General features: G+C 68.7%; 16 protein-coding genes. 9 read left to right on the top strand and 7 right to left on the bottom strand.

The window, feature by feature from the left end; all coding sequences use genetic code 11:
* Positions 1–11 precede the first annotated feature (11 nt).
* A complete protein-coding gene (purT, locus tag GOY17_RS13195) occupies positions 12–1,211 on the top strand; it encodes a formate-dependent phosphoribosylglycinamide formyltransferase (protein ID WP_157030743.1) in 1,200 nt (399 codons plus the stop codon).
* A 9-nt stretch (positions 1,212–1,220) separates the two neighbouring features.
* Positions 1,221–1,673 carry a hypothetical protein gene (locus GOY17_RS13190; RefSeq protein WP_157030742.1) on the top strand — a complete coding sequence of 151 codons (453 nt, stop codon included), beginning with the start codon at positions 1,221–1,223 and terminating at the stop codon, positions 1,671–1,673.
* Positions 1,674–2,050: 377 nt separating this feature from the next.
* On the opposite strand, the gene GOY17_RS13185 is transcribed toward GOY17_RS13190, so the two are convergent.
* The gene (locus tag GOY17_RS13185; RefSeq protein ID WP_157030741.1) at positions 2,051–3,289 is read right to left on the bottom strand and encodes an endonuclease/exonuclease/phosphatase family protein; all 1,239 of its coding nucleotides are present in this window, start codon (positions 3,287–3,289) and stop codon (positions 2,051–2,053) included.
* A 79-nt stretch (positions 3,290–3,368) separates the two neighbouring features.
* A complete protein-coding gene (locus GOY17_RS13180) occupies positions 3,369–4,103 on the bottom strand; it encodes an arginyltransferase (RefSeq protein WP_115842866.1) in 735 nt (244 codons plus the stop codon).
* Between the two features lie 138 nt (positions 4,104–4,241).
* Between GOY17_RS13180 and GOY17_RS13175 the strand changes: the two genes are divergently transcribed.
* The gene (locus tag GOY17_RS13175) at positions 4,242–4,859 is read left to right on the top strand and encodes an EF-hand domain-containing protein (protein ID WP_157030740.1); all 618 of its coding nucleotides are present in this window, start codon (positions 4,242–4,244) and stop codon (positions 4,857–4,859) included.
* 63 nt (positions 4,860–4,922) lie between these two features.
* On the opposite strand, the gene GOY17_RS13170 is transcribed toward GOY17_RS13175, so the two are convergent.
* The 3 genes from GOY17_RS13170 to GOY17_RS13160 form a co-directional block, all read right to left on the bottom strand.
* Positions 4,923–5,780 carry a hypothetical protein gene (locus GOY17_RS13170; protein WP_157030739.1) on the bottom strand — a complete coding sequence of 286 codons (858 nt, stop codon included), beginning with the start codon at positions 5,778–5,780 and terminating at the stop codon, positions 4,923–4,925.
* Between the two features lies 1 nt (position 5,781).
* Complete coding sequence (gene tesB / locus GOY17_RS13165) at positions 5,782–6,693, bottom strand: acyl-CoA thioesterase II (RefSeq protein WP_157030738.1); 912 nt, start codon at positions 6,691–6,693, stop codon at positions 5,782–5,784.
* Positions 6,694–7,293: 600 nt separating this feature from the next.
* Complete coding sequence (locus GOY17_RS13160) at positions 7,294–7,866, bottom strand: N-acetylmuramoyl-L-alanine amidase (protein WP_157030737.1); 573 nt, start codon at positions 7,864–7,866, stop codon at positions 7,294–7,296.
* 119 nt (positions 7,867–7,985) lie between these two features.
* Here GOY17_RS13160 and GOY17_RS13155 point away from each other — a divergent pair, with 119 nt between their 5' ends.
* The 6 genes from GOY17_RS13155 to GOY17_RS13130 all read left to right on the top strand — a co-directional run bounded on the left by GOY17_RS13155 (position 7,986) and on the right by GOY17_RS13130 (position 14,481).
* The gene (locus GOY17_RS13155) at positions 7,986–8,501 is read left to right on the top strand and encodes an MOSC domain-containing protein (protein ID WP_157030736.1); all 516 of its coding nucleotides are present in this window, start codon (positions 7,986–7,988) and stop codon (positions 8,499–8,501) included.
* Positions 8,498–9,028, top strand: a complete 531-nt coding sequence (locus tag GOY17_RS13150) for an alpha/beta hydrolase (protein WP_157030735.1) — start codon at positions 8,498–8,500, stop codon at positions 9,026–9,028. The genes GOY17_RS13155 and GOY17_RS13150 overlap by 4 nt, the downstream gene beginning before the upstream one ends.
* Before the next feature lie 10 nt (positions 9,029–9,038).
* Positions 9,039–11,210, top strand: coding sequence for a bifunctional 23S rRNA (guanine(2069)-N(7))-methyltransferase RlmK/23S rRNA (guanine(2445)-N(2))-methyltransferase RlmL (rlmKL, locus tag GOY17_RS13145; RefSeq protein ID WP_157030734.1), 2,172 nt, complete (start codon positions 9,039–9,041; stop codon positions 11,208–11,210).
* A gap of 169 nt (positions 11,211–11,379) precedes the next feature.
* Entirely contained in the window at positions 11,380–13,077 is a 1,698-nt protein-coding gene (locus tag GOY17_RS13140; RefSeq protein WP_198173685.1) for a YadA family autotransporter adhesin, read from the top strand.
* A 232-nt stretch (positions 13,078–13,309) separates the two neighbouring features.
* Positions 13,310–14,161: a pirin family protein gene (locus GOY17_RS13135; protein WP_157030732.1), complete on the top strand. Its 852-nt coding sequence runs from the start codon at positions 13,310–13,312 to the stop codon at positions 14,159–14,161.
* Positions 14,161–14,481: a DUF3861 domain-containing protein gene (locus GOY17_RS13130; protein ID WP_115842876.1), complete on the top strand. Its 321-nt coding sequence runs from the start codon at positions 14,161–14,163 to the stop codon at positions 14,479–14,481. Before GOY17_RS13135 ends, GOY17_RS13130 begins: the two co-directional genes overlap by 1 nt.
* A gap of 70 nt (positions 14,482–14,551) precedes the next feature.
* Here GOY17_RS13130 and aqpZ read toward each other — a convergent pair whose 3' ends face one another.
* The gene (gene aqpZ / locus GOY17_RS13125) at positions 14,552–15,289 is read right to left on the bottom strand and encodes an aquaporin Z (protein ID WP_115842877.1); all 738 of its coding nucleotides are present in this window, start codon (positions 15,287–15,289) and stop codon (positions 14,552–14,554) included.
* A gap of 191 nt (positions 15,290–15,480) precedes the next feature.
* Entirely contained in the window at positions 15,481–15,918 is a 438-nt protein-coding gene (locus GOY17_RS13120; protein ID WP_115842878.1) for a hypothetical protein, read from the bottom strand.
* Between the last annotated feature and the right edge of the window lie 89 nt (positions 15,919–16,007).

The following is a 16,007-nucleotide window of genomic DNA, read 5'->3' as shown; positions in this document are numbered from 1 at the left end:
ACGGATTGCGCATGGTCACCATCGGCACGCCCTTGTCCCCGCACGGTTTCCGCGTGCTCCTGCTCGGCTCGGGCGAACTGGGCAAGGAAGTGGCGATCGAACTGCAGCGTTTTGGCGTCGAAGTGATCGCTGCCGACCGCTACGCGGACGCGCCGGCGATGCAGGTCGCCCATCGCAGCCACGTGCTCGACATGCTCGACGGCGCCGCCGTGCGCGCGCTGGTCGCGCTGGAGCGTCCGCACCTGATCGTCCCGGAGATCGAGGCGATCCACACGCAGACGCTCGTCGAGCTGGAACGCGAGTTCGAAGCGCGCGGCAGCGACGTGCGCGTGATCCCGACCGCCCGCGCCGCGCGCCTGACGATGGATCGCGAAGGCATCCGCCGCCTCGCCGCGGAGACGCTCGGCCTGCCGACTTCGCCCTACCGTTTCGTCGACACGCTCGAGGATTACCGCGCCGCGGTGGCCGAGATCGGCGTGCCGTGCGTGGTGAAGCCGGTGATGTCGTCCTCCGGCAAGGGCCAGAGCCTGGTGCGCACCGAGGCCGACATCGACCAGGCGTGGGAATACGCGCAGACCGGCGGTCGCGCCGGCGCGGGCCGCGTGATCGTCGAAGGCTTCATCGATTTCGAGTACGAAATCACCCTGCTGACCGTGCGCCACGCCGGCGGCACCACGTTCTGCGCGCCGATCGGTCACCTGCAGCGCGATGGTGACTACCGCGAAAGCTGGCAGCCGCAGGCGATGTCGCCGCGCGCGCTGGAGCGTTCGCAGGAGATCGCGCGTGCGATCACCGACGACCTCGGCGGCTGGGGCGTGTTCGGCGTCGAACTGTTCGTGAAGGGCGACGACGTGTGGTTCAGCGAAGTGTCGCCGCGTCCGCACGACACGGGCCTGGTCACGCTGATCTCGCAGGACCTGAGCGAATTCGCGCTGCATGCGCGCGCGATCCTCGGCCTGCCGATCCCGGCGATCCGGCAGTCTGGCGCGGCAGCGTCGTGCGCGGTGCTCGCGCACGGGCACGGCGTGCCGGTGTTTTCCGATGTCGACAAGGCACTCGAACAGGCCGACACGCAGCTTCGCCTGTTCGGCAAACCGCGCGTGGAAGGCCATCGCCGCGTCGCCGTCACGCTGGCGCTGGGCGAGGACATCGAGAACGCCCGCCAGCGCGCCCGCGATGCGGCAGCCGCGCTCACCTTCGAACTGCGCTGAGGGCTGGCCATGGCCGAAGACAGCAAGCGCGACCGCTTCCAGGGCTATGCGGTGTTCCTGTATCCGCAGGCGCTGGAGATCCTGGGCGAAGCGATCCGCCCGTACCTGCACGACGGCCCGCACGGCCCGCACGTGCTGTGCAGCGCGATCGACACCGGCGGCGCGCTGATCGACATGACGCTGCACGGTCGCGGTGACGACGGGCATGACGTCGAGATCGAACTGATGATCCCCACCGGCATGGTGCGCATGATCGTGTCCGCACGCAGCGATGCGGCGTTCGGCTTCGGCCCGCGCGTGTATGCGCCGGAGCCGGGTGCCTCCACGGTCCTGCCGCCTGCTCCGCTTGCGTCGGGCGCGCCGCCGCTTCCGGCGGGCTTCGTGGAGCCGAAGATCGATGTAGCGCCGCCGACGCTCGGTAAGTTGCCGACACCGGACACGAAGCTGCCGCCTGAGGGGTGAGGCCGCGCGCTTGTGAGCCAGCGGCTCGCGCTCGGGCGAACGCTGGCTAGATGACGGCGCGTGACGATGGGCGCGCTTAAGCCCCTCTCCCATCGGGAGAGGGGTTGGGGTGAGGGGTAACGAAGCCGCGTCGGTGAACGGGCCGTGCCGTACAGCGCTGCGGTGTTGCTCTGCGTGAATGAAGAAGCAAAATGGATTCCAGCTTCCGCTGGAATGACGACCTAATGGTTCGCCGGCGATGGAGTGCCCAAGCGCTTCGGGCCTGGATCCCGGCTTTCGCCGGGATGACGAACCATCAATGCACGGCGAAACCGAAACAGCCGCAGCGTCAACGAACCAGCGTCAACGAAGCAGTGTCATACGAAGCAGCATCACCGCTACTTCGAAACCGCCCCGTCCAGATCCACCCACACCAGATGATGATCGCTGCCATCGGCGATCGCGGCGTCGGGCGAAGTGGAGGACGGCCAGAACACGCCGCTGTCCTTCAGCGCGAAACCCACCGACGGCAGGACGTAATCCAGCCGCATCGTGCCGGCCTTCGGCCCGAAGTCGCCCGTCGCGTGTTCGGGCGCGCCGCGATGGACGATGCCCGCGGCCGCGTACTGCGCGGTCTTTTCCGCCGCACCGGCGCTGCGCGGGGTGGCATAGCGCAGCACGCGCGGATGTTCGAGCAGTTCGACGATCGCTTCGTGTCGACCGTCGCCATCGACCGGATCGTTGTTGAGATCGCCCGCGATCACGAAGCGCGCATCGGACGCCAGACCGCCGCAACGACCGCGATCGTCGCAAAGCCACGGCTTCGCGCCGCCGGACAGGTACTCCGACCACAACCGGATCTCGTCCGCATTGCGCGCGCCGTTGCGGTCCTCCGGACCATCGAACACCGGCGGCGTGGGGTGCGAGACGAGGAAATGCACCACGCCCGACGGCGTGCGCACCGGCACGTCCCAATGCGATTTGGACGACAGCCGTAGCTGCGACCAGATGTCCGCGGGATACCACGGCGCATCCGTCTTCGGATCGACCGGCATGCGCGCGCCGGGCATCGCGCTCCACTTCAGCTTCTGGAACGTGCGCACCTGTTCGGTGTCGATCGGATACTTCGACAGCACGAGCATCCCGTATTGCCCCGGGTGCAGGCCGTAGCCCCACGCATCGTTGCCGCGATTGCGCCCTTCGCCGCCCGCCGTGCCGTTGCGATCCAGGTCCAGGCCGCTGGGCACGCCCGTGTTCACCGGTGCGAGGTAGCGGTATGGATAGCGCAGCGGATCGCCGCCGCCGGGTTGCGCGATTTCCAGGTAGTGCTGCTGGAACAGATCAGCCGCGCGACCCTGCTCGTCGAAGTCGAACTCGTTGAGCAGCACCAGGTCCGGACGCACGCGCTGCAGCACGGCGGCGATCTTGCGCGCGCCGCCGTCGCCGGATTCGAGCCGTCGAACGAGCCCGCCGGTCTCGTCGTCGTAGAGCGACGTGTTGTACGTCGCCACGCGGAGCGTCGTGTCCGCGCTCATCGCGCGCGCCCACGCTTCGGGGTCGCCCTTGACGTTGACCTGCGTGCAGGCTGAGAGCAGCAGCGCCAGCGGCGCGGCGAGGAGGAGAGGGAGTCTGGACATCGCGCGATTCTGTCATGCGTCCGCGCACGCCGGATGACAGCGCGTGGCGGTTGTGCGGGCGGATGCGCGGAGCCGGCGCTCAGGGCAGGTCGTGCCATTGCCGGCCGTCGAAGGCCTCCAGCGGACGGAAACGCCGCTTGTAGTCCATCTTCGGATGGCCTTCGATCCAGTAGCCGAGGTACACGTGGCGACGGCGTTCGCGCCGGGCCCATTCGATCTGCCGCAGGATCGCCAGCGTGCCCAGTCCGCGGTCGGCCTGGTCGGGCTCGTAGAAGGTGTAGACGGCCGACAGCGAGACGTCCGTGCAATCGGTGACGGCCACGGCGAGCAGGCGTCCCGGACCTTGCCGCGAGGGTTCGCGCAGTTCGAGGAAGCGGCCTTCGCTCCAGCTGCCGATCAGGAACTGGTCGAACTCCGACGCACCGTGTCCGTCCATCCCGCCGCCGGCGTGGCGCGAGGCGAGGTAACGGCGATACAGCGCGAGCTGCTCGGCCGTGCGATGCGCCGGCAGCACGCGCATTTCGACATTGGCATTTCGCGTGAGGCAGCGGCGCTGGCTGCGGTCGGGCACGAAGCGGTCGACGGGGATGCGCACGGCCACGCAGGCGCGGCAGCCGGCGCAATGCGGGCGATAGACGATGTCGCCGGAGCGGCGGAAACCCCAGCTCAGCGCGTGCGGATACCAGTGGCGCAGGCGGGGATCGCGCGGGTCGAGCACCAGGTCGCGCGCGGCCCGCTCCGGCCAGTAGCCGCATGCGTGTTCGCCCGTGTGGAACAGGCGCAGGTCGTCGCTGTCCTGCGGTTCGGTGCCCATGCACGCAGCATAGCGCCGCCGCACGTGAGGACAACGCTGTCGTGCGACTGAACGCGGCAGGCGCGACGTCAACCTGCGATCGCGGCGCGCGTTGACCTGACATCGGCCCCATCCGGTGCCGCCCCCAGGAGCTTTGCCATGACCCGCACGACCCTGTCCGTCCTGCTCGCCACCGCCGTCGCCGCGACCGTCGCAGGCGCCGCCATCGCCGCGCCGCAGTCGGGCGCCACGCGTCAGAAGATCGACCTCAACAACGACGGCGTCATCGATCGCACCGAAGCCGCCGCCCATCCGCGCCTGGCCGCCTCGTTCGACCAGCTCGACAAGAATCGCGACGGCAAGCTCGACGCGTCCGAACGCCCGCACCACCGCAAGGGCGGCCACGGCCGCCACGGCGGCGGCATGGATCGCATCGTGAAGGCCGATACCGACGGCGACGGCCGCATCAGCCGTACCGAAGCCGGCTCGCTTCGCTTCATCGGCGAGAAGTTCGCCGAGATCGACAGCAACCGCGACGGTTACATCGTTCGCAGCGAACTCACCCGCTACCACGAGCGCATGCGCCCGCAGCACGAAGCCGAACGCGCCAAGCGCGCCGAGGAACGCTTCGCCGCCGCCGATCTCAACAAGGACGGCAAGCTGAGCCGCGTGGAAGTCAGCGAGAAGATGCCGCGCCTGGAGAAGTCGTTCGCCTTCATGGACGAAGACCGCGACGGCTTCCTGACGCGTGCGGACCTGGCGCCGCCGAAGCGTTGATCTGATCGGTAGTTGATGTGTGTTTCAGCCCCTCTCCCGCTCGTGGGAGAGGGGACGTTGCGATCACATCGCCACGTGCTTCAACGTCCGTCCCACCTGCCATCCGCTTTCGGTCTGCTTCACTTCCAGCGTCTTGTACGAACCCGATAGCCGGTGGTGGTAGGCCGTGATTTCCAGCGTGCCCGTCACGTTGCCGTCGTCGTCGCGCGCGGTCGGACGGAACGCGTGCACGTCGACGATCACCGCCGGCTTGCCCGTGCCGCGCTGGTTGCTGCCGACGTCGTCGTTCGCGTTGCGGATGCATTGCGATGCCGGCACCACGTCACGACGTCGCGGCTGCAGCAACAGCGGCTGCATCGCCTGCACCAGTTCCGGCGACGCATCGGCGCCGTCGATCGACAAGCACACCACGTCGATGCGCGTCTTCGGCAATTCCTGCGTGAAGACCGCCGCCGCCAGCGGCTGCGGGATCTGCGCGGTCGTGCCGTCGAGCGGATGCGTCTTGAGCGCCTCACCCGCGATGTCGAGCTTCACCGCGTGGCGGATCGCCAGCGCGCCGACGATCACGATGCCGGCGATCAGCACCAGCTTGAAGCGCAACGCGCGCGATTGCGACTTCGCCTGAGCCGGCGTCGGGTCGGAATTGAGGCGGAAACTCGGGCCGGCGAAGCTTTCGCGCGTGGATTCCAGCAGGCCGGCTTCGCGCAGGATCTGGCGTGCCTTCACCGTATCGTCCGAACGCACGACCCACACCGCGGGCTTCGGGCCGCCCGCGTCGCTTTCGCTGTAGCTGAAGGTGCCGCGGCGTCCGCCCTTGTACGAGCGCCCGTTGGTGATGCGCACCTCGATATCCGCATCGCGAAGCATCTGCGCGACGGTCTCGACGTTTTCCAGGCGCTGGCTGCTGAAGACCTGCCTCATGTCATTCCTTCGCCGGTACGTGCGAGGCCGCTGCGGCGTCCTTCACCACGCGGATCAAACCTTCCTGCGCGGTGCTCGCGACCAGGTGGCCGGCGCGATCGAAGATCTGCCCGCGCGCGAGGCCGCGACTGCTCTGCACGGTGGGGCTGTCCATCGAATACAGCAGCCATTCGTCCGCGCGGAACGGGCGGTGGAACCACAGCGCATGGTCGAGCGAGGCCATCTGCACGTTCGGCTGGTAGTAGCTCACGCCGTGCGGGAACGTCGCCGTGCCGAGCAGGTGGAAATCGGACGCGTAGGCGAGCAGGGCGCGATGCAGTTCCGGCGCGTCGCCGACGCGTTCGGTCAGGCGGAACCAGAACTGCTGGTACGGCGGGCGCTTGGGCGGATTGAGCTCGTCGCGCGGGTACACGTGGCGCAGTTCGAACGGTCCCTTGCGCGACAGCCAGCGCTGCACCTTGGTCGGCAGCGTCGCCATCACGTGTTCGGGGAGGGCCGGCGCCGGGTCGATGTCTTCGGGCTTGGGGACTTCGGGCATCGACAGCTGGTGCTCGGCGGCGTCCTCGGTCTGCTGGAACGAGGCGGCCATGAAGAAGATCACTTCGCCGTGCTGGATCGCGGTGACGCGGCGCACGGAGAAGCTGCCGCCGTCGCGGGTGCGGTCGATCTGGTAGACGATCGGCGCGGCGATGTCGCCGGCGCGCAGGAAGTAGGCATGCAGCGAATGCGCGCCGCGCGGCGCCTGCATCGTCGCCTGTGCCGCCGACAGCGCCTGCCCGAGCACCTGCCCGCCGAACACGTACTTGGTGCCGATGTCGCGGCTTTGCCCGCGGAAGAGGTTGTCCTCCAGCCGCTCCAGCGAGAGCAGTTCGACCAGTTCGTGAACGACTTGCTCGTTGGCGGGCGAGGTCATGCGCAGGCTTTGTCGGGGGCGGGACGAAAGTATAACCGCGCGTGTCGGAAGGCCTTTCCGGACCTTGAGCCCCTCTCCCCACGGGAGAGGGGTTGGGGTGAGGGGCAACGAAGCCGCACCGGTGAACGAGCCTTGCCGTGCAGCGCTGCTGGCTCGAGTCTTGAGCGCAGAAGCAGAATGGATTCCAGCGTTCGCTGGAATGACGGCGCTTTGAGCCCCTCTCCCCGCGGGAGAGGGGTTGGGGTGAGGGGCAACGAAGCCGTACCGGTGAACGAGCCTTGCCGTACAGCGCTGCTGTTTCGAGGCTTGAGCTCGGAAGCAAAATGGATTCCAGCGTTCGCTGGAATGACGGCGCTTTGAGCCCCTCTCCCCACGGGAGAGGGGTTGGGGTGAGGGGCAACGAAGCCGTACCGGTGAACGAGCCTTGCCGTACAGCGCTGCTGTTTCGAGGCTTGAGCTCGGAAGCAAAATGGATTCCAGCGTTCGCTGGAATGACGATCAGGTGGTTTGCCCACCCGGGAGTGCCCAAGCGCTACGGGCCTGGGTCCCGGCTTTCGCCGGGATGACGATCCGATCAGGGACGACGGCGACCTGGAGCCCCTAAGGCACCCGCACCAACCCCACCGCCCCCATCACGCGATCCCACGGAAACAGCGGCCCCGGGTCGCGCTTGCGGCGCACCAGCGCGTCGGGATCGTCGGTCGCGCGCACCTGCGTGGTGTCCAGGTCTTCGTGGCCGGCGATCGTCCGCAGCGACGGCAGCTCGACTTCCAGCCAGCGCAGCAGCGCGATCAGCGCGTCGATCTGCGCCGGCGTATACGCCTCGTCCATCGCCTGGTGCGACGCCGCCAGCCAGTCGGGATAACGCCCGCGGTTCACCAGTTCGATCCCCACCGCGCGCGTGTTGTGGCCGCGCACGTGGTGGGCGATGCGGTCGAGCGCGACGTACTGGTGCACGCTGCCGTCGCGGTCGATGTAGAAGTGGCCGCTGTTGCCGGTGAGCGAGGTCTCGTACAGCACTTCCTCGCCGAAACGCCGCGCCATCGCCAGGTCCGGCAGCTCGGTGCAGTGGATGACGACCAGGTCGATCGCGTCGAGAGCCCGCGCGTCCAGCCGCTCCTGGTAGGGCAGCGGATCGAAGGCGATGGGCGGGGCCGGAGGGGCGGTCGACATGGGGCCGGATGCTACCATTCGCCTCCCGCGCGCCAGGCGCGGCGCCGCTCCAGCCGCCCCTCGCTCCAGTCGACCCACGCCCGCGCCTGTCGCGGTCCGACCCCCGGACGGAACCGCCCATGAAACTCCCGCCGCCCGACTCCGAGCTGGGCAAGCTGATGGCCACGCTGCCGCAAACCGGCGCGGTGGACTGGATCGGCCTGCGTCCGAAGCGCGACGTCGCCATGAACGAAGTCGATGAAGTCGTCGCCGAAACCGGCGCCGGGCTTGTCGGGGACCGCTACAGCGGCGGCAGCGGCAAGCGCGGCATCACGCTGATCCAGGCCGAGCATCTGCCCGTCATCGCCACGCTCTCGGGCCACGCGTCGGTCGAGCCGGCGACGCTGCGACGGAACCTCGTCGTCTCGGGAATCCCGCTGGTCGCGCTGAAGGGGCGGCGTTTCCGCGTGGGCGAGGTCGTGCTGGAAGGCACCGATTCCTGCGATCCATGCTCGCGCATGGAAGCCGCGCTTGGCCCCGGCGGTTACAACGCGATGCGCGGCCATGGCGGCCTGTGCGCACGCATCCTGCAGGGCGGCACCATCCGCCGCGGCGACGCCGTCGTCGCCCTTCCCATCACAGACTCCAACGCATGAGCACTCGCGGACACTGCATCCTTTCCCACGGTTTCGAGAGCGGCCCCGACGCCACCAAGGTGACGGCGCTCGCGCTGGCGGCCGAGCGCCTGGGCTGGACGCACGAACGCCCCGACTACACCGATCTGGACGCGAAGCGCGAAGTGAGCGAAGTCGGCGACGTGTACGCACGCGTCGATCGCCTGCTCGGCCTCGCGCAGGCCGCCGCCGCGCGCGGCCCGGTGGTGCTCGCCGGTTCGAGCCTTGGCGCGTACATCTCCGGCCTGGTGTCGCTGAAGGTCGACACGCTCGGACTGTTCCTGATGGCGCCGCCGGTCAGCATGGGCAAGGCGCCGCGCCTGACCGCCGCGAACGTGCCGACCTCGATCATCCACGGCTGGAACGATGAACTCATCGCGCCGGCCGAAGTCGTCGCCTGGGCTTACGCGCGCAGTGCGCGGCTGCTGCTGGTGGACGACAGCCACCGTCTTTCCAACCACGTCGAAGCGAGCGCGGACGCGTTCGCCTCGCTGCTCGCATCGCTCTGAGATTACGTACATGAAGTTCTTCGCCAGCTGCGGCAAAGGCCTGGAATACCTGCTCGCCGACGAGCTGGCCGCGCTGGGCTGCACGCGCGCCACCGCGGCCATCGCCGGCGTCAACGCCGAAGGCGCGCTCGCCGACGCGCAGCGCGCCGTGCTGTGGTCGCGCCTGGCCAGCCGCGTGCTGTGGCCGATCGACGAGTTCGACTGCCCCGACGAACACGCGCTCTACGCGGGCGTCGCCGCGATCGACTGGTCGAAGCATCTCGAGCCGAACCACACCGTCGCCGTCGATGCGCACGTGTCCGGCGAAGCCATCACGCACGCGCGCTACGCCGCGCAGCGCGTGAAGGACGGCATCGTCGACGTCATGCGCGCGAAGACCGGCACGCGGCCCGACGTCGATGTCGAATCGCCCGACCTGCGCGTGAACCTCGTGCTGCGCAAGGGACGCGCGATCGTGTCGATCGACCTGTCCGGCGGGCCGATGCACCGCCGCGGCTGGCGCACGAAGCAGGGCGAAGCGCCGCTGAAGGAGAACCTCGCCGCGGCCGTGCTGATGCGCGGCCAGTGGACGAAGGTGTACGCCGAAGGCGGCTCGCTGCTGGATCCGATGTGCGGCAGCGGCACGCTGCTGATCGAAGGCGCGCTGATGGCCGCGGACGTCGCGCCGGGATTGCAGCGCCACGGGAACGAAACGCCCACGCGCTGGCGCGGTTTCGACATCGCGGCGTGGAGCGCGCTGCTCGACGACGCGCGCAAGCGCGAGGCGGCCGGCATGAACGCGCTGCGCCCGGCTTTCTTCGGCCGCGACACCGACCCGCACGCGATCCGCGCCGCACAGGACAACGCCGTGCTGGCGGGCCTGGCCGGCCTGATCGATTTCCACGTCGGCGACATCCGTTCGCTCGACCATGCGCCGGGCGCCGCGAACGAGGAAGCTCCCAACGGCCTGGTCGTCTGCAATCCGCCCTACGACGCCCGGCTGCACGCCGATCCCGCGCTGTACCGAGCGCTCGGCGACGCGCTCAAGCGCGCCGTGCCGCAGTGGCGCGCGAGCCTGCTGTGCGGTGATGCGGAACTCGCCTTCGCCACCGGGCTGCGCGCGCAGAAGAAGTACCAGGTGTTCAACGGTGCGATCGAATGCACGCTGATCGTGTGCGATCCCGTCGCGCCGGTGCAGCGTCGTCGTACCGACGACACCGGCGCGGAAGTGGCGCCCACGCTGTCGGAAGGCGCGCAGATGGTCGCCAACCGCCTGCGCAAGAACCTGCACAAGCTCAAGCGCTGGCGCGAACGCGAAGGCGTCACGTGCTATCGCGCCTACGACGCGGACATCCCGGAGTACGCCGCGGCGATCGACGTCTACACCACGCACGAGCAGAACCCGCGCACGTTCCTGCACGTGCAGGAATACGCCGCCCCGCAGGAAATTCCCGAGAACATCCAGCGCCGCCGCCTCAACGAGCTGCTGGCCGCCGCGCGCGAGGTGTTCAACGTGCCGCGCGAGAACGTGGCGCTGAAGACGCGTGCACGCGGCAAGGGGGGAAGCAAGTACGGTGCGATGGATTCGCGCGGCGAGTTCGTCACCGTGCGCGAGGGCGACGTGCTGCTGCGCGTGAACCTGTTCGACTACCTCGACACCGGCCTGTTCCTCGACCATCGCCCGATGCGCCTGCGCATCGCGGAGGAAGCGCACGACACGCGTTTCCTCAACCTGTTCGGTTACACGGGCGCGGCGACGGTGCACGCGGCCGTCGGTGGCGCGCGCCTCACCACGACGGTGGACCTGTCGGCGACGTACCTGGAGTGGTGCGCCGACAACCTGCGCGAGAACGACATCGGCGGCACGCGCCATCGCCTCGTGCAGGCCGATGCGCTGACGTGGCTGGAAGCGGACACGCACCAGTACGACCTGATCTTCTGCGACCCGCCCACGTTCTCCAACTCCAAGCGCGCGCAGGACTTCGACGTGCAGGCGCAGCACGTTCGCCTGCTGCGCGCGGCGGTCGCGCGCCTGGCCGACGACGGCGTGCTGTATTTCTCGAACAACTTCCGCCGTTTCCGCCTGGACGAGGCGAGCGTTGCGGAATTTGCGAAGGTCGAGGACATCAGCGCCCGCACGATCCCGCCGGACTTCGAGCGCGACGCGCGCATCCATCGCTGCTGGCGCATCACGCGCAGGTAGGCGCGGCGACGAAGCGCTCGCGTCGGCCAGCGTCCTTCATCGGCATTGAACGGGCGCAGGCGTAAAGCTCAGCCCGCTCGAACGTCAGGCGCGCGATCGCGTGGTGATGCGCGCGCAGGACTTCGGCGACGCCGCCATCCGTCGGCGCCGATTGCCTCGGGAGCGCGCCATGATCCGCCTTCGAACCGCACCGCCGCGTCCACTGCGACCGGCCGTGAAGTGCCTCGTCCTGCTCGCGGCCTGCATCGGCGCCTGGCTTCCGGATCGCGCGCGGGCACAGGAAGCGTGCAACGGCCCCACCGGACAGACGGTCATTGCGGTCGGCACCGGCGCGTTCGTCTGCGGCACGGGCGCGACGGCAGGCGCGGACAACGCGGTGGCGCTCGGCACGCAAGCGCAGGCGCTGGCAACGCTCTCGCTTGCCGCCGGTTTCAACACCATCGCCAACGCGACCGGCGCGAGCGCGCTCGGCCTGGACACGCTTGCGACCGGCGCCAGTGCGGTGGCGGTCGGGCACGTGGCCGTCGCCAACGGCGACGACAGCGTGGCGATGGGGCATGAGGCGATCGCCGTGGCAGGCGGCGGCATCGCCATTGGCCAGCGTTCGCGCGTTGGCGTCAATGCCAACGTCGGCATCGCGATCGGTCGCGACGCGTTGTCGGAACAGGAATCGGCCATCGCCCTGGGCACTACCGCACAAGCGCTGGGCACAGGAAGCCTGGCGCTGGGTGCAAGCACACAGGTGATGCACGACAGCTCGGTGGCACTCGGCCTGCTGTCGACCACGACCGTCGGCGCGCAATCGGGCTACGTCGCGTTCGGTCTGGCCGCGCCACAAACCTCGGTCGGCGAAGTGTCCATCGGTGGTTTTTCGGGCAGCCGCAAGCTGACCCACGTCGCCGCCGGCAGCGAGGACACCGACGCGGTGAACGTCGCGCAACTTCGCGTGGTGCAGGTGTCCGCGGGCGACGCGTTGTTGTGGGATGCAGGCGCGGGTGCGTTCAGCGCGAACCACCTGGGCGCGGGACCGAACCGCATCGTCAACCTCGGCGACGGCCTCGTCGCCGCCGGCAGCACCGAGGCGATCAACGGCGGGCAGCTGTACGGCGGGCTGTCGAGCGTGAGCAGTGCGCTGGTGGGCGACGGCTCGCTGGTCAATGGCGGCGTGCTGCAGGCGCCGCAGTTCGTGCTGGGCGGAAACGTGTTCAACGACGTCGCGTCGGCGTTGCAGTTTCTCGACACGCAAGGTGGCGGAGGCGGCGGGAGCGATGCGCGCTTCACCGCACAGGACGCCACGCCGGCGAGCGCAAACGGCAGCAACTCGGTCGCCGCGGGCAGCAACGCACAGGCGAACGCGAACAACAGCGTGGCGCTTGGCGCCAATTCGGTGGCCGATCGCGCGAACACCGTGTCGGTCGGCGCGGCGGGCGCGGAGCGGCAGGTGGCGAACGTCGCCGACGGTTCATCCGGCACCGACGCGGTGAACGTGCGGCAGATGCAGGCGCAGTCGGTGACGACGCTGAACCAGGCCAACGCCTACACCGACCAGCGCGTCAGCGAAATCGTGGCGGTGCCGATGCAGGCGATCGAAGACCTGCGCGGGCAGGTCGAGGACGAATTCCGCCAGACGGACCGCCGCATCAACCGGCACGGCGCGATGAACGCCGCGATGATCCACATGGCGTCCAGCGCGGCGAACATCCAGACGACGAACCGAGTGTCCGTGGGCGCCGGCTATTCGGAAGGGCAGGAGGCGCTCGCGGTCGGCTACCAGCGCCAGCTGAAGCCGAACGTGTCCTTCTCGCTGGGCGCGGCGTTCAGCGGAAGCGAGCAGTCGGCGGGCGCGGGCATCGGCATCGGGTGGTGACGGGCGCGCAGGCGAGTTCTTTCTCCCTCCACTGCGCGCAGGGGAAGGTTTGGGAGGGGGGGCGAAGCTCCGAAGCAGCGAGCTCGGCGCGTCGAGCAAAAGGCCTCGCGTTCCGAGGTCCTGCCTCGGCGTGCCGGGCAGAAAGCTCCGGAACATGGACCGTTCCACCCACGGCACTGGCCGCGAGGCGGCCGTGGCACGACATTGTCGGAAGCGACATTGGAGATTCCCCATGAACAGCACCGACTTCGCCCATATCGGCCGCACCCTGCGCGGCATGCCCGCCTCCGACGGCGCCGGCGTGCGCCTCACGCGCGTGATCGGCACGCCGCAGCTGGAGATGCTCGATCCCTTCCTGATGCTGGACGAGTTCGGCACCGACCAGCCCGAGGATTACCTCGCCGGCTTCCCGGAGCATCCGCATCGCGGCTTCGAGACCGTCACGTACATGCTCGACGGCCGCATGCGCCACAAGGACAACCACGGCAACGAAGGCGTGCTCGTCCCCGGCAGCGTGCAGTGGATGACCGCCGGTCGCGGCCTGGTGCATTCGGAAATGCCCGAGCAGCAGGAAGGCCGCATGCGCGGTTTCCAGCTGTGGGTGAACCTGCCCGCGGCGGAGAAGATGAGCCAGCCGCAGTACCAGGAATTCGCGCCCGACCGCATCCCGCAGTTGCAGCCGGCTGACGGCGTGCGCGTGAAGGTGATCGCCGGACGCGTCGGCGACGTGGCCGGGCCCATCCGCCAGCCGGCGACCGATCCGGTGTACCTGGACATCGAACTCGCGCCGAACACGACCTGGGACCACGACCTGCCCGAAGGCCACAACGCCTTCGCGTATGCATTCGAAGGCGGCGGCTCGATCGGTGAAGGCGCGCAGTCGCGGGCGATTGCCTCGCAGGAAATCGCGGTGCTCGTCGGCGGCCGCACCGTGCGCCTGACGGCGGGCGAGGGCGGGCTTCGCGTGATCCTCGTCGCGGGCCGGCCGCTGCGCGAACCTGTCGCGCGTTACGGCCCGTTCGTGATGAACACGAAGGAGCAGATCATGCAGGCCTTCGTCGATTTCCAGGAGGGACGCTTCTGATGGCCGTTCGCGAACACCGTTACCGCATCACCGTCGAACACCTCGCCACCCCGCGCGAGGACCAGCCGCTGCGCGGCACGCTGAGCTTCGAGGATGGCAACCACGACGACCTGTTCCGAATCGTCGAACTGCAACGCGCCAGCGGCCGCTTCGGTAACGATGACGAAGCGGCGGCGTTCGCCATCGGCCTGAAATTGCTGAGCGAAGCGGTGCTGCGCAATCGTGACGATCCGCTGCTGCAGCAGCTCAAGGCGCCGATCGGCGATTTCATCAAGCAGTTGAAGGCGCAAGGCGCTGCGCGTTCGAATCCTGACGCTTGAGTCGCGATATCGGCGCACAAAAAAGGCCACGCTTTCGCGTGGCCTTTCGTTTCGACGAGGGCGCGTGCGATCAGCGCTGCGTGCCGGTGACGTCCGGGCCGTACTGGCCGAGCCAGCGGTAGATCACGCCGCCGAGCAGGCCGCCTGCGATCGGCGCGACCCAGAACAGCCACAGCTGCGACATCGCGACAGGACCTGCGAACAGCGCCACGCCCGTCGAGCGCGCCGGGTTCACCGAGGTATTGGTCACCGGGATGCTGATCAGGTGGATCAGCGTGAGCGCCAGGCCGATCGCGATCGGCGCGAAGCCCACCGGCGCGCGCACGTGCGTGGCGCCGAGGATCACCACCAGGAACATCGCGGTCATCACGATTTCCGTCAGGAACGCCGCGTTGATGCTGTAGCCGCCAGGCGAATGCGAACCGTAGCCGTTGCTGGCGAAGGCGCCGGCCGCGTTCGGATCGATCGCGAAGCCCGGCGTGCCGCGGGCGATGTGGAACAGGATGAAGCCGGCGAAGATGCCGCCCAGCACCTGGGCGATGATGTAGGGCACCAGTTCGCGCGCCGGGAAGCGGCCGCCGGCCCACAGGCCGAAACTCACCGCCGGATTGAAATGACCACCGGAAATGTGGCCCAGCGCGTACGCGCCGGTGAGCACCGTGAGGCCGAACGCCAGCGAGACGCCGAGCAGGCCGATGCCGAGGGGATTGCCGTCACCGCCGAAATTGGCTGCCAGTACCGCACTGCCGCAGCCGCCAAGGACCAACCAGAACGTGCCGATGAATTCGGCCGCAAGCTTCCTGATCATGTTGCACTTCTCCTGCCCAGGGATTGAGGGAAACCGTGCTGCGCTGCGTTTTCGCAGGCAAAACGGGCTCGGATCTTAGGAGCGGCAGGAGCGACGGTAACTGCGAAAGAAGCTGATTGCACGCGCAAGCCGATTGACGGCGCTCCGCCCGGCATCGCGGGCGGATGAGCCGTCCGGCTCGCCCAAAGACGTCAGTTGCTGGTCAGGCGCGTGGCGGGAAAGCGCATCGACTGCGCCTGGTTCAAGGTCGGGGCCAGGTCCGGCACCGATGCCTGCAACCAGATGTGCGCGACGCGACCGTCGGGCAGCTGCACGAGCGTCTCGCGGACCTGCATGTCCGGCTTGGTCGCCAGTTCGCCCTTGTACCAGTACACGCTCTGCCCATCGATCACCGCTTCTTCGGCGCGGTTGCCGCGCTTGGGCTCGAAGTTCGCCTTGCGCGAGATGTACAGGCCGAACGCTTCGGAGCCGTCCGCACGCAACGCGCGGCAGAAGTCCGAACCGCCGGTGGCCTTGTATTCCCACGTCAGCCCCGAATTCGCCGGAAGCTGCGGGCAGCTGACCCCATTCTGCGATTCCTGCGCGTATGCACCGCCGAAGCTACCGGCGAGCACGAGCAGGGCCGACATACGCCATGCCGTCGTCTTCACGACAAACCCCCTGTTGATCGTTACACCCCATGCAACGAAACAGCCCGTGGCGGACTGCTGTATGACCG

The sequence above is a fragment of the Lysobacter soli genome (assembly GCF_009755585.1).
GTDB classification, from domain to species: Bacteria; Pseudomonadota; Gammaproteobacteria; order Xanthomonadales; family Xanthomonadaceae; genus Lysobacter_J; species Lysobacter_J soli.
This window is presented reverse-complemented; position numbering and strand designations above follow the sequence as displayed.

Bases quoted from the DNA above. Each gene is read 5' to 3' on its own strand.
- GOY17_RS13175 (WP_157030740.1), top strand. From the start codon at position 4,242: ATGACCCGCACGACCCTGTCCGTCCTGCTCGCCACCGCCGTCGCCGCG.
- GOY17_RS13170 (WP_157030739.1), bottom strand. From the start codon at position 5,780: ATGAGGCAGGTCTTCAGCAGCCAGCGCCTGGAAAACGTCGAGACCGTC.
- rlmKL (WP_157030734.1), top strand. From the start codon at position 9,039: ATGAAGTTCTTCGCCAGCTGCGGCAAAGGCCTGGAATACCTGCTCGCC.
- GOY17_RS13120 (WP_115842878.1), bottom strand. From the start codon at position 15,918: ATGTCGGCCCTGCTCGTGCTCGCCGGTAGCTTCGGCGGTGCATACGCG.
- GOY17_RS13140 (WP_198173685.1), top strand. From the start codon at position 11,380: ATGATCCGCCTTCGAACCGCACCGCCGCGTCCACTGCGACCGGCCGTG.
- GOY17_RS13150 (WP_157030735.1), top strand. From the start codon at position 8,498: ATGAGCACTCGCGGACACTGCATCCTTTCCCACGGTTTCGAGAGCGGC.
- aqpZ (WP_115842877.1), bottom strand. From the start codon at position 15,289: ATGATCAGGAAGCTTGCGGCCGAATTCATCGGCACGTTCTGGTTGGTC.
- GOY17_RS13185 (WP_157030741.1), bottom strand. From the start codon at position 3,289: ATGTCCAGACTCCCTCTCCTCCTCGCCGCGCCGCTGGCGCTGCTGCTC.
- purT (WP_157030743.1), top strand. From the start codon at position 12: ATGGTCACCATCGGCACGCCCTTGTCCCCGCACGGTTTCCGCGTGCTC.
- GOY17_RS13155 (WP_157030736.1), top strand. From the start codon at position 7,986: ATGAAACTCCCGCCGCCCGACTCCGAGCTGGGCAAGCTGATGGCCACG.
- GOY17_RS13135 (WP_157030732.1), top strand. From the start codon at position 13,310: ATGAACAGCACCGACTTCGCCCATATCGGCCGCACCCTGCGCGGCATG.
- GOY17_RS13180 (WP_115842866.1), bottom strand. From the start codon at position 4,103: ATGGGCACCGAACCGCAGGACAGCGACGACCTGCGCCTGTTCCACACG.
- GOY17_RS13160 (WP_157030737.1), bottom strand. From the start codon at position 7,866: ATGTCGACCGCCCCTCCGGCCCCGCCCATCGCCTTCGATCCGCTGCCC.
- GOY17_RS13190 (WP_157030742.1), top strand. From the start codon at position 1,221: ATGGCCGAAGACAGCAAGCGCGACCGCTTCCAGGGCTATGCGGTGTTC.
- GOY17_RS13130 (WP_115842876.1), top strand. From the start codon at position 14,161: ATGGCCGTTCGCGAACACCGTTACCGCATCACCGTCGAACACCTCGCC.
- tesB (WP_157030738.1), bottom strand. From the start codon at position 6,693: ATGACCTCGCCCGCCAACGAGCAAGTCGTTCACGAACTGGTCGAACTG.